6 protein-coding genes, 2 tRNA genes and 1 pseudogene are annotated in these 13,154 nt (G+C 59.8%); 1 reads left to right on the top strand and 8 read right to left on the bottom strand.

All coding sequences use genetic code 11. The annotated features are described in order from the left end of the window. Positions 1–34: 34 nt before the first annotated feature. From AC52Q4_RS08320 to der, 3 genes are all read right to left on the bottom strand, one after another. Complete coding sequence (locus AC52Q4_RS08320; RefSeq protein ID WP_495536324.1) at positions 35–3,694, bottom strand: nitrate reductase subunit alpha; 3,660 nt, start codon at positions 3,692–3,694, stop codon at positions 35–37. 52 nt (positions 3,695–3,746) lie between these two features. Continuing rightward, on the bottom strand, positions 3,747–4,625 hold the full coding sequence (locus AC52Q4_RS08315) for a c-type cytochrome (RefSeq protein WP_495536323.1): 879 nt from the start codon (positions 4,623–4,625) through the stop codon (positions 3,747–3,749). Positions 4,626–4,959: 334 nt separating this feature from the next. After that, positions 4,960–6,390, bottom strand: a complete 1,431-nt coding sequence (gene der, locus AC52Q4_RS08310) for a ribosome biogenesis GTPase Der (protein WP_495536383.1) — start codon at positions 6,388–6,390, stop codon at positions 4,960–4,962. A 348-nt stretch (positions 6,391–6,738) separates the two neighbouring features. Here der and AC52Q4_RS08305 point away from each other — a divergent pair, with 348 nt between their 5' ends. Then, positions 6,739–7,539 carry an enoyl-ACP reductase FabI gene (locus tag AC52Q4_RS08305; protein ID WP_495536382.1) on the top strand — a complete coding sequence of 267 codons (801 nt, stop codon included), beginning with the start codon at positions 6,739–6,741 and terminating at the stop codon, positions 7,537–7,539. A 98-nt stretch (positions 7,540–7,637) separates the two neighbouring features. Here AC52Q4_RS08305 and AC52Q4_RS08300 read toward each other — a convergent pair whose 3' ends face one another. The 5 genes and pseudogenes from AC52Q4_RS08300 to lon all read right to left on the bottom strand — a co-directional run bounded on the left by AC52Q4_RS08300 (position 7,638) and on the right by lon (position 12,961). Then, positions 7,638–9,578, bottom strand: coding sequence for a SurA N-terminal domain-containing protein (locus AC52Q4_RS08300; RefSeq protein ID WP_495536322.1), 1,941 nt, complete (start codon positions 9,576–9,578; stop codon positions 7,638–7,640). A 166-nt stretch (positions 9,579–9,744) separates the two neighbouring features. Then, positions 9,745–9,821, bottom strand: a tRNA-Asp gene (locus tag AC52Q4_RS08295). A 9-nt stretch (positions 9,822–9,830) separates the two neighbouring features. Continuing rightward, a tRNA-Val gene (locus tag AC52Q4_RS08290) sits at positions 9,831–9,906 on the bottom strand. 13 nt (positions 9,907–9,919) lie between these two features. After that, positions 9,920–10,192 carry an HU family DNA-binding protein gene (locus tag AC52Q4_RS08285; RefSeq protein ID WP_495536321.1) on the bottom strand — a complete coding sequence of 91 codons (273 nt, stop codon included), beginning with the start codon at positions 10,190–10,192 and terminating at the stop codon, positions 9,920–9,922. A gap of 342 nt (positions 10,193–10,534) precedes the next feature. Further along, positions 10,535–12,961: pseudogene (gene lon / locus AC52Q4_RS08280) on the bottom strand (endopeptidase La). Between the last annotated feature and the right edge of the window lie 193 nt (positions 12,962–13,154).

Here is a 13,154-nt window from a genome sequence, read left to right as displayed (position 1 = left end):
TGCGCGGCCGCTTGCTGTATACCTCTCGTTCACACTACCACTCGAGCTTCTCGAGTTTGCGGACCGCGACGTGGGTATCCCGCGTCATGATCCCGGTCGGACCCCAGTAGTTGAAGAAGTAAGTGAACTGCGCATAGCCACCGGCCAGATAGATCGGGTTGATGCGGGTACGCGTCACGCTGTTGTGACCTCCCGCCCGACGGCCGCCGCGGATCTGTGACTTCGGTATATAGATCGTACGCTCCACCGCGTGATAGTACAGGCACATGCCCGACTGCACCCGGCGGCTCACGTTGGCACGCGTGACGATAACACCGTTGTCATTATAGACCTCAACCCAATCATTGTCCTTCAGGCCGACACGCTCCGCGTCCTTGTCATTGATCCAGACCGGATCCATGCCGCGCGACAAGGTCAACATGCGATGGTTGTCCTTGTACGTCGAATGGATATTCCACTTGCCGTGCGGCGTGATGTAATTGAGGATCAACGTCTTGTCATCGATCGGGCTGTTATCCAGATCGTGGATCTTCTTGTAGTCGAGCTTCGGCTTGTAAGTGCACAGGTGCTCGCCGAAATCGATGTACCAAGGTGCATCGATGTAAATGTGCTGACGGCCGGTCAATGTCCGCCACGGCACCAGACGCTCCACCTGGATGCACCACGCCGAGTAGGCACGCCCCTCGTTGACCATCCCGGTCCAGCACGGACTGATCAGGGTGCGCCGCGGCTGGCGGGTGAGGTCGTAGAACGTCATCGTGACGCCACGATACGGCTCGGCCAGGTCGGTCAGCGGTACACCCGTGTGCTCCTGTTCCGACTTGAACGCCTGATAGCAGACCTCGCCGTTGGTCTCGGGAGCCATGTACAGCACGACGTTCGCCGCATCCAGCGCGTCTTCCAGACACGGGTAACGGTTACCGCCCCACTCGATCGCCCGCTTGTGACGCGGATCCGGCGAGCCGCCAACGGGCTGGTTACACAGCTCGTTGTACTGTTTGGCGACGGGGAAATTGCACCCATTGCCGGTGACGCCGTTCTTTTCCACAGCCGGTCCGAACGAGATGTACTTGTTGTAGATCTGGCTGTAATCACGCTCCACCACGAACATCTTCGGCATAGTCTTGCCCGGGATGGGCTCGCACTCGCCGTCCATCCAGTCACGCACCTCGCGCTGCGCGATCTCGTCCGGGGTGTCGTGGCCCAGCGGCTGCGCGACGACGTCCTTCACCGGCCCGGAGAAAACGGTCGGAGCGAGCTCGCTGACCTTCTTGGCGAACGCCTTGAAGATGTCCCAGTCGCTCTTGGACTCCCACACCGGCGGCACCGCCTGACCCAGCGGATGCACGAACGAATGCAAATCCGTGGTGTTGAGGTCGTTCTTCTCGTACCAGAACGCCGTCGGCAGCACGATGTCCGAGTAGAGGGCCGAAGTGTCCATGCGGAAGTTGATATCGACCACCAGGTCGAACTTGCCGCGCGGCGCCGGCTCCCGGTACTTCACGTGCTTGACATGCGGCTTGGCCATCTCCTCCTTCACCGCATTGTTATGCGTGCCGAGATAGTGCTTCAAGAAATACTCGGCTCCCTTGGCACTCGACTGCAGGGCATTCCCGCGCCAGATGAACCACACCCGCGGCCAGTTCTCCGGAGCATCCGGATCGTCAACCGCAAAGCTCAGGTTCTTCTTCTTAAGCGCCTGCACCGTGTAGTCGATGATGCCCTTGTCGTCCTTCGCACCCGCCTTCTCTGCCTCGCTGACAAGTTCCACTGGACTGCGGTTGAACTGCGGATAGTGCGGCATCCAACCCAGACGCACCGACTTGGCTACCAGATCAACCGAGTGACCGCGGGCGAATTTGGCGTACGCAGGAGAGGGAGAGTACTCCTCGAACGAGCCCTCGTATCGCCAGCTGCAGCTGTTGACGTAATGCCAAACCGGCGATTGCTGCAGGCGAGCCTTCGAACCCCAGTCAAGGCTCAGGGCCAAGGTCGTCCACGGCGCCACCAAGGTGAGCTTTTCCTGGCCGACATAATGGTTCATGCCGCCGCCGTTGCGCCCGCAGCAGCCGCAGGCAATCAGGCAGTTGATGGCCGCACGGTAGATCAGGTTGTTGTGATACCAATGATTGGCACTCGCCCCGACGATGACCATCGAGCGCCCACGCGTCTTCTCGGCGGTACCGGCGAACTCGCGGGCAAAGCGGATGACCGTCTGCCGCCCGATGCCGCTGTGCTTTTCCTGCCAAGCCGGCGTGTAGGGTACAGGGTCGTCGTAATCCTTCGGGTAATCGCCCGGCAGCCCGCGGTTGACCGCGTACTGACCCATGTTGAGGTCATAGACCGTCGCCACCAGCACGCTGCCGTTGCCGGTGTCGATCTTCTTCGCCGGCACGCCGCGCTTCAGGATGCTGTCGTTGTCGAACTCCGGGAACTGCACCATCGCGACCTCGTCGCTCTCACCGAGGAAGGTGAGCACCGGCTCGATGGGGCTGTCGTCCATACCGTCTTCCATCCGCAGGTTCCACTGGCCATGCTGTTTCTGCCAGCGGTGCCCAACCTGACCCTTCGGGCAGCGGGTGTCCTTGCTCTTGCCATCGAACACGAGCATCTTCCAGGCGGCGTTATCCTGCTTCTTGTACCGCTTGACCTCCTCGCTGGTGAGATAGCGCCCGGGGCGGTAGCTGTCGCCGTCCTTCTCCAGCTTGACCAGGAACGGCATGTCCGTGTAGCGAGCCGTATAGTCCATGAAGTACGGCACTTGGCGCTTGACGTAGAACTCGGTATAGATAACATGGCCGGCGGCCATCCACAGCGCCAGGTCCTGGCCCTTTTTGACCGGAATCCACCAGTCGGCGTACTTGCTGACCTGGCTGAAGTCCGGCGAGAGCACGACGAACTTGGCTCCCTCGTGGCGCGCCTCGGAAATGAAGTGCACATCCGGGGTACGCGTCATGTTGAGATTGGAGGCCATCGACACGATGAACTTACTGTTGTACCAATCCGCGCTCTCACAGACGTCGGTCTGATCGCCCCAGATCTCCGGGAAGGAGTTGGGCAGGTCGGCGTACCAGTCGTAGAAGCTCATGTTGACGCCGCCGAAGAGCTGCAGGAAGCGTGAACCCGCGGCGTAGGAGAGATAGGACATGGCCGGGATCGGCGAGAAGCCCATTACGCGGTCGGGCCCGTACTTCTGCGCGGTGTAAAGGCAGGCGGAGGAGATGAGCTCGAGGAGCTCGTCCCAGGTCGTGCGACGGAAGCCGCCCTTGCCCCGGGCCTTCATCCAGCGCGTGCGCTTGTTCTCGTCTGAGACGATGGAGCTCCAGGCCTCGATCGGGTTGTTGTGGCTGGAACGCGCCTCGCGCCAGAAATCCAGCAACACGCCCTTGCCGTAGGGGTACTTGACGCGGATCGGGCTGTAGACATACCAGGAGGCGGAAATACCGCGCTGGCAGCCGCGCGGCTCATAAGGCGGTATGCCGCGACCGCCCTCGCCTCGCCCGAGCAGGGGATAGTCGGTCTGCTGCATCTCCCAGGTGATGATGCCGTCCTTGACGTAAATCGCCCAGGAACAGCCACCCGTACAGTTTACGCCGTGGGTGCTGCGGAAGATGTTATCGTGCTGCCAGCGGTTGCGATAAAACTCCTCCCACCGGCGTGTCTTGGGATTGATAAGATCCTGAATCCAGCCCATAGCTTTTTAACCTCTCCTCGTCGAAATCGTATTCATTGGCAACGCTGACCTCTCACCGCCGCCAGCGGTTGGTACCCGATACCATGGGCTCGCGGACCGCGATAATCCGGCGCCGCCAGACAAGGCTTAGGATCGCGCCAAGCGCCACGACCCCGACGATCGACAGCCCGAGAAGCAATCCCACCGGCCCGGAAGCGGATTGGCTGGGACCGGACGCTTTCGCCTTGAAAAACGCAAGCAGATCGGTCTTCTCAGCATCGGTCAATGGCTTGTTCGAGAAGATCGGCTGCATGGGAGCCATCGCCTCCGGCCAAGTGATCATCGCGTCACCGAGGCGGCCGTGCGTGGTGGTCAGATCAGGACCCATGCTGCCACCGCCAACTTCGGCGACCGCGTGACAGGCGGAACACGCAGGCCCACCGTTTTGGAAGTCCACGTCGCCGGTGAACAACCGCTCACCCTGCTCGGCCGACCCCTCACTCTCTGTCGCGGCCGCTGCCGGAGCGGATGCTGCAGCTGCCCCACCCGCTGAGGACTGCGCGCCGGATCCGCCGGTGCCGCCACTCTCTAGATAGGCAATCAGGTTTTCGATCTGCGGGTCGCTCAAGCCCAGATTGGGCATGGTCATGGGGTATTTGGCGCTGAGCTGTTTGGCGGTCGGGTCACCCGAGGCGATCATTCCGGCCGGATCTTTTAGCCACTTATGCAGCCATGCCTCATCGCGCCTTTCCGTGACCCCCTTGAGGTCCGGACCCACCGTATCGCCTTGACCAATTGTATGGCAGGCCGCGCATTTCTGCTGGAAGAGCGTGGCGCCTTCGGACGCATCAGCCGCCCATGTATCCGCCGCGGATACACCAAGGCCGATGGCCGCCAACACCAACAACACCGGCTTGAACCGCGCTCGCCGCCTGCTCGGGGCATTCAGCATCGCTTAACCTCCTTGCCCAAGACGTTGAGATCCATTGTTCTACGTCTTGCGCGCGTCTTCGAATAAAGGCCCGCCCGCATCTAAACGCGACGGCTCGCGCTCCGCGCGAACCTTGCGCAACGTACGACGCCCCTGTTGTGGAGAAAAGCTGCAAAGAACTTTGCAACAACCCGTGCCACGATATGTAGCACGCGACTGCGGGTTTTTCAAGAGAGCGGGCCGGCGGGCGTCAGTAGATAGCCTACAAATGTGCGAGCGTCACAGCACGCTCTATCGCATCGTGTTCTTGGCCTGGATTCGGCCACCGATGTCCGCTGCACAACTGTCTTCAACGTCAATGACGTTTGCTTCGCGCGCGGTTTCGCTTGACGAAGGCCAACAGCCGTTTACGCCTTGCCTGCTGCCGGGCCGTTAGTACGTTGACCCGCCCTGCGAAGGGATTCGAGCCGGTACGCAATTCCAGGCGAATCGGTGTACCCCAGAGGTCTAGCTGATGGCGAAAGGCGTTGATCAGATAGCGCCGATAGGCCGAGCCCAAACGCGCGGTCTGGTTACCGTGGATAACGATCACCGGCGGATTACGCCCGCCTTGGTGAGCATAGCGCAGCTTCACTCGGCGTCCCCGAATCAAGGGCGGCTGGTGCGCGGCCACCGCGTCGTTCAATATCCGGTTGAGCAGCGGCGTCTCGAGTTCTCGGCAAGACGACTCGTAGGCTTGGCGCACCGCCCCGAATAACAACCCTACCCCCGTCCCATGAAGTGCCGAGATAAAATACACCCGAGCAAAATCAAGGAAGCCCAGCTTGAACTCCAGTGCGCGGCGAATCTGCGCCTTGCGCGATGACTCCAAGCCATCCCACTTATTTACCGCTAACACCAGCGCAGAACCGGCATCGAGCACGTAGCTGATAATGCGCGCATCCTGCTCGGCGATTTCCTCATGCGCATTCAGCAGCAAGATCACGACATGCGCCGCCGCGACGGCCTGCAGCGTCTTGATGGCGCTGAATTTCTCCACGGTTTCATAGACTCGGCTGCGCCGCCGCACCCCGGCCGTATCGATGAGCGTATAGGGGACGTCGTCGCGCTCGAAGGGAATAAAAATGCTATCCCTTGTTGTACCCGGCTCGTCATGCACAAGCACCCGCTCTTCGCCGAGCAAACGGTTGATCAGGGTGCTCTTGCCGACGTTCGGCCGTCCCACTATGGCGACTCGAATGCGCTCGACGTCCGCACCCTCGTCCCGGCGAGGCTCCAGCCCCGCGTCTGCCGCCGGTGTTATACGCTGCAGCACAGCCGCCATCAGCCGAGCCACCCCCGTACCATGGGCGGCGGCTATTAAATATGGTTCTCCCAAGCCGAGGGTATAAAAATCGGCCGCCGCCGCTTGCCGGTCGACCCCATCGATTTTGTTCGCAACCAGGAACAACGGCTTGTTCTGAGCGCGCAGATCAGCTGCAAGCTGCTCATCCGCAGCGGTTGGCCCACTGCGCGCATCCACCAGAAAGAGAACCGCCTGCGCTTGCGCAACCGCCCGGTAGGCCTGCGCATGAACGCTTCGCCTGATCTCCCCTTCAGCCGCGTCCATACCACCGGTATCGACCACGATATAGGCACCCGGCCCGAGACGCCCTCTCCCATACTGGCGATCGCGCGTGAGCTCGGGGAAGTCAGCTACCAATGCGTCTCGGCTGCGTGTGAGGCAATTGAATAATGTCGATTTGCCGACATTGGGCCGCCCGACCAAGGCAATTACAGGTTCCATGGAATTCACGCTCACGGCCGAACGAATTCATGAAGTCGCTTAAGCTGCTCGTCTAGCGGGCGGGCACGGCCGGTGCCTACCGGCGTCCTGCACCGATGGCACGGCAGGCATTGTCTTATGGTCACCGGGTATCCTCGACCAAACGGCTTCTCTCACCTGCGCCAGGGTCGCGTCGTCCTCGGCGAATACAGCTGCAAAATGGTAGCATCAAGCAATAAAGAGTACGACTGCTGCACCAGCATAATGCCTTGCAGTGCCTCCTTCGACGTTCGTACGAGCAAGAAACGATTCGGGGTTCAGGCCGAATTCAAATCCCTCATCCAAGCTACTGTAGCCAGGAACATTGATATGGGTTTCCTAAACGACAAACGTGCCCTCGTTGTTGGGATCGCCAGTAATCGCTCCATCGCATGGGGAATCGCCAAGGCCATGCATCGGGAAGGTGCGACGCTCGCCTTCAGTTATCAAAACGACAAACTCAAGTCACGCGTCGAACAATGTGCGCAGGAATGCGACAGCGATATCGCATTGCCCTTGGATGTTAGCGATGACGATCAGATCGAGAGCGTTTTCGCCACGCTGGAAAGGCGCTGGGGGGGCGTCGACATCGTAGTTCACGCCGTCGGGTTTGCGCCCCGCGAGGAGCTGCAGGGCTCCTTCGTCGATAACACGACGCGCGAGGGCTTTCGGATCGCGCAGGATATCAGCAGCTATAGCTTCATCGCCCTCGCGCGCGCCGCACGATCACTGATGCAAGGCCGCAACGGGGCGCTGTTGACCCTCACCTATTTAGGCGGCGAACGCGCGCTGCCGAATTACAACGTCATGGGACCCGCCAAGGCAAGTCTCGAAGCCAATGTACGCTACATGGCGCATGATCTCGGCCCCGACGGTATCCGGGTAAATGCCGTCTCGGCAGGCCCCGTGCGGACCCTGGCGGCGTCTGGTATTGGCAATTTTCGTAAGATGCTGGACTTCAACCTCAAGGCCGCACCGTTACGGCGAAACGTAACCCTGGAAGATGTCGGCAACGCGAGCGCATTCCTTTGCTCCGACCTCGCGCTGGGCATCACCGGTGAGGTGCTACATGTGGACGCCGGCTTCCATGCTGTCGCTCTATCGGGGGCCGAACTGGCTGACGATCCGTAGGTCGCCCACCACTTCATGGCTGCGGAACCGAACCTGCTGATGTGGACCGCCCCCACCGACCGAAAAAGGCCGGAGACGCGCGTTGCGCCGGAGACCTGTTACGATTCGCCGCTCTCCGGCGTCAGCTTCCGATCGAGCGTCACATCGGCCTGTTGACGCAGCACATGGATCATCGTTTGCAGAGTGGATTCGGACTCCAAGCGATGCAGTCCCTGGCGCACACGGGTACGCTCGGCTGGCTTGAGGTTGTCGAGGGCACCGTCCCGCACACCACGCACCTCCAGCACGGCGTAATCCCCGTTGGGTAAAGAGATGCCGGCGAGCGTCGATTTGTCGCCGCTCGGATGCGCAAGGCGAAAACCTCGCTCGGCGATGGCAGTCGGCACCTTATTAGTGGCGCGTTGCACCCATCCCGCGGAGGAGTGCTGGACATACTCCTCCCCGGCAGCCAAAGATTCTAAAGACTCTCCCGATTCCCTCGCCTTGCTCAACAGGCGTTCGCCGAGCGCTCGCGCCCTCTCCGCGGCATCGGCAGCGATCAGGTGCTCCCGGATCTGATGCCGAACCTCCTCGATGGGACGCACCGCGGCCGGCTTGTGTTGATCGACGCGCAAAACCACCTGCCGCTCATCGCCGAGGGCAATACTCTGACTATTGAGCCCGTCTTTGAGCACGTCGTCGCTGAAGGCGGCCTTGACGACTTCAGGGTGGGAGCCGATACCCTCTCGAGCGCCCACTTGCGAGAACCAGCCGCTCTGTTGTATTTGGAGGTCGAACTTCTCGGCCGCTGGCTCGAGGCTTTCAGGGTGCTCGTAGGCGTAGTTGGCCACCTCATTGCTAAGCTCGTAGAAACGCTTGGCAAGCTGTCGCTCAAGCAGTTCCTCTCGAAGCTGAGATTCGACCGCACTGTAGGGCTTGCTCGTTTCGGGACGCACGTCCACAACCTTGATCAGGTGCCAGCCAAACCGGCTACGCACCGGCTCGCTGACCTCGCCCTCTTTCAGTCTGAAAGCCGTTTGTTCCACGGATTCGACCATCTCGCCCCGACGGACGAACCCGAGGTCACCGCCTTCTCGAGCCGAGCCCGTGTCCTGCGAATGGCGCCGCGCGAGCTCTGCAAAACTTCCTCCCTGCTCGATTTGCCGACGCAACCCTGCGATTTGTTCGCGGCCTGCCGCGACCTGCTGCTTGCTCGCATCCTTCGCCAATTTGATCAGAATGTGACGAACCCTGCGCGCCCCCGGGATAGTGAATCGACTGCTTTTGACCTCCTCGTAGAACTGCCGCACCGCCTTGTCTTCCAGCGTCAGCTGGCCTGCCAAGGCATTTTTGGAAAGCTCTATATAACTGATTCGCACTTGCTCGGGCTGCGTAAACGCTTGCTTATGGGCATCGTAGTATTGCTGGATCGCCTTTTCCACAACGTCGGATTGACCTCGGAACTTTGCCGCGTCGACCTTGAGCCAAGCCAAGTCACGGAGTTGGTGCTCAAGCGCCACGAACTGCTCGATATCCTGCTCGGTGATCACGGAGGTGCCGGCAATTCCCAGCTCCAGCTGCCGCAATAGTTGTTCCTGGCGCAACTGAGCCTCGTATTGATCCGCAGAGTATCCATTCTGGCGTAGAACCGCTTGGTAGCGGTCCCTGGAGAATTCACCATCGACGCGAAAATACGGCTGGCTGCGAACCACCGAGCGCAGAGCCTCATCCGTGACCCGCAAGCCGTGTTCGCGAACAAACGACAGCAACACGGCTTGGTCGATCAGCCGGTCGAGCACTTGCGGGCGCAAACGCCCCTCATCAAACATCGCCGCGTTGTATTGATCACCCAGCGCTTGACGCAATTGACTCTGCTGCCGCTGCACTGCCGCATCCAGTTCACTGCGTGTAATTTCGATACCGTTCACGGTCGCGACAGCAGGATTCGAGCCCCCTGTGAAATAGTTGTACATGCCGAAAAGGGCGAAGGGGATGATCAGCAGACCAACAATGATATACGCGACAATGCCCTGAGCTTTATCCCGAATGGTCTGCAACATGCCGGTAGTACCCCTTGTGCCTGCGCCTTAAACATTGGACCGAACAGCACGCCCCTGCCCAGGTCTCGCGGACGCGCGACGGCCCGAACCTGCGCTCGGTCAACCCGGTGGTGGGGTGAGTACGAATAAAAAGGCGCCCGTGGAGGCGCCTTTTCGGAATGCTAAATGGCGGAGCGGACGGGACTTGAACCCGCGACCTCCGGCGTGACAGGCCGGCATTCTAACCAGCTGAACTACCGCTCCAGTTTTCATTGGTGGGTGGTGAGGGGCTCGAACCCCCGACATTCGCCTTGTAAGGGCGATGCTCTCCCAGCTGAGCTAACCACCCCGCACGCAACAGCCTAATTTACTGCATCCTTAAGGGCCTTGCCAGCTTTGAATCCTGGCGTTTTGGATGCCGGAATGGTGATACTCTCACCGGTCCGAGGATTGCGGCCGGTACGCGCGGCACGCTCGCGAACAGTAAAAGTGCCAAATCCGACCAAGGTCACCGGGTCGCCTTCCTTAAGAGCATCAGTCACGGAGGCAACGAACGCATCGATCGCTCGGCTTGCAGCCGCCTTGGAAAGGTCGGCAGACTCGGCAACGACTTCGATCAGTTCCGACTTGTTCATTCGAGTATTCCCCTGTTGTTCTCTAGCACCAGCAAATTCCCTGGACGCGCCTGCCTCGACAAAGCGGAAAACCCGGCCTCCCTTAGCCCTGAAGCAGCACCGCAGACACTACGACGGTATGCTAGCGTCCCCATTTCTCGAGAACAATCTTGACTTTCGGGGCGACAGGTGCGCCGCATCCCCTCCTATTGAGCCTCTCAGCACCCGATGATCCTGCGAGTAGATGAAGCTCGCAAAGAAAGATAATTTTTGTTTTAAGCGAACGGCAGGCCGAAAGGTTCGGCCTGCCGTTCGTTTTATATAACAGACGCCCTGGAAACGCGTCAACAGCGCCCCGTTTACTCAATGAGGCCGAACGACGTCTCTCTTCTTGCGGCCCTTGGCCGGACGTTCGTCCTTGGCAGCCTCCTGCGTCTCGTTTTCGGGCAACGGGGTTGGTTGCCGAGTCAAAGCGACTTCCAACACCTCATCGATCCAGCGAACCGGACGAATATCGAGCCGACTCTTAACGTCCTTGGTGACATCCGCCAAATCCTTTCGATTCTCCTCTGGGATCAACACCGTCTTGATCCCGCCCCGCAACGCCGCTAAAAGCTTTTCCTTGAGTCCGCCAATCGGCAGAACCTCACCACGCAGGGTAATTTCGCCTGTCATCGCCACATCTGCACGAGCCGGTATACCCGTCAGCGCCGATACCAGAGCCAGGCACATTCCTATACCCGCGCTCGGACCGTCCTTCGGAATGGCGCCTTCGGGCACGTGGATGTGGACATCCAGTTTCTGGTGAAATTCCGGGTCTATCCCAAGCGCTCGGGCCCGGCTGCGCACTACGGTCATGGCAGCCTGGATGGACTCGCGCATCACCTCTCCCAACTGACCGGTGTTGCTCAGCTTGCCTTTGCCGGGCACAACCGCGGTTTCGATAGTAAGCAATTCCCCGCCGACTTCGGTCCATGCGAGTCCCGTGACCCGTCCAACTTGATCACTCTCCTCCACAACCCCATAGCGGTAACGCTGCACGCCGAGATACTTATCCAGATTCTGCTGCGTAACGAGGATTTTCTTGTCGCGCGGCTTGAGCAATACGCTCTTGACCACCTTGCGACAAATCTTGGCGATCTCCCGTTCCAGGTTGCGCACGCCAGCCTCACGCGTGTAGTAGCGTACGATGCCGCGGACCGCGTTCTCGCTGATATCCATCTCGCCCTTTCTGATGCCGTTGGCCTTTCGCTGTTTCGGTATCAGATAACGCAGAGCAATATTGACCTTCTCTTCCTCGGTGTAGCCCGGGAGGCGGATCACCTCCATGCGATCCAGCAACGGCGCAGGTATGCTCAGCGTATTCGCGGTGCAGACGAACATCACATCGGAGAGATCGAATTCCACTTCCAGATAGTGGTCATTGAACGTCGAGTTCTGCTCCGGATCGAGCACTTCGAGTAGCGCCGACGCCGGATCACCGCGAAAATCCATCGCCATCTTGTCCACTTCGTCGAACAGGAATAGCGGGTTGCGAGTTCCCACCTTGGCCAGCTTCTGCACAATCTTGCCGGGGAGCGAGCCGATATAGGTCCGTCGGTGCCCGCGTATCTCTGCCTCGTCGCGAACCCCGCCCAGTGACATGCGCACGAACTTGCGGTTGACCGTACGGGCTATGGATTGGCCGAGAGAGGTTTTACCCACGCCGGGCGGACCCACAAGGCACAAAATGGGCCCCTTGAGCTTGCGCACGCGCTGTTGCACCGCCAGATACTCAATGATCCGCTCTTTGACGCGTTCCAAGCCGTAATGATCCGCATCCAGGATCTTCTTCGCCTCACGCAAGTCGTGGCGTACCCGAGTTCGCTTTTTCCAAGGGACGCTGATGATCCAGTCCAGGTAGTTGCGAACCACCGTAGCCTCAGCGGACATCGGAGACATCAAGCGCAGCTTGTTGAGCTCCTGTTCCGCCTTTTCCCTTGCTTCCTTGGGCATCCCCGATGCCTTGATTTTCTTCTCGAGTTCCTCGACTTCGTTCGGGGCGTCCTCGAGCTCACCGATCTCCTTCTGGATGGCTTTCATTTGCTCGTTGAGGTAGTACTCGCGCTGGGATTTCTCCATCTGCTGCTTGACACGACCGCGGATGCGCTTTTCCACCTGCAGAACGTCGAGCTCCCCCTCGATGAGCGCCATCATGTGTTCCAGGCGCTACTGCACATTCTCGATTTCAAGGATCTTCTGCTTCTCCTCGATCTTGAGCGACATGTGCGCGGCTATGGTATCCGCCAAGCGACCCGGGTCATCGATGCTGGACAGGGACGAGAGGATTTCCGGCGGTATTTTCTTGTTCAACTTGACGTACTGGTCGAACAAGGTGAGCAACGAGCGCATAATGATGCCGACCTCGCGATTGCCGCGATGGCCGCTTTCTTCGAGCCCTTCAACACGACCCGAGAAATACGACCCGGCCGTATCGAGTTCGACGACACGGGCGCGCTCGGCGCCTTCTACCAGCACTTTTACCGTTCCGTCGGGAAGCTTGAGCATTTGCAGTATGTTGGCGACAGTGCCGACGTGGTAGATATCGTCTCGACCCGGATCATCTACCTCAGCGCTTTTCTGTGCGGCCAGAAAGATCCGCTTGTCCACCTCCATAGCGGCTTCCAGCGCACGGATCGATTTCTCCCGACCCACGAACAGCGGGATGACCATATGCGGGTAGACGACGACGTCGCGCAATGGAAGCACTGGCGCGGTATCGATGTATTCGGTCACGGTGTCACTCGCCATACGGAAATCCTCATCAAACTCGTCTACATTGCACGGCCGCCGTCATGCGACGACTCGTGTGCGTGATTGTTCCTAAGATGCGGCTGACTCATCCCGTTTTCAACGCAGAAAAAAACGCCGGTCGCGCAGGCGGCCGGCGCTTTCTCATCTTAATGGAGCGGGTGGGTCCGATTCGGTCCCCAGGTTCGGATGG

It is taken from the genome of Nitrococcus sp. (assembly GCF_059432795.1).
The sequence above is the reverse complement of the archived record's forward strand: the minus strand, read 5'-3'. Positions and strand labels throughout refer to the sequence as shown.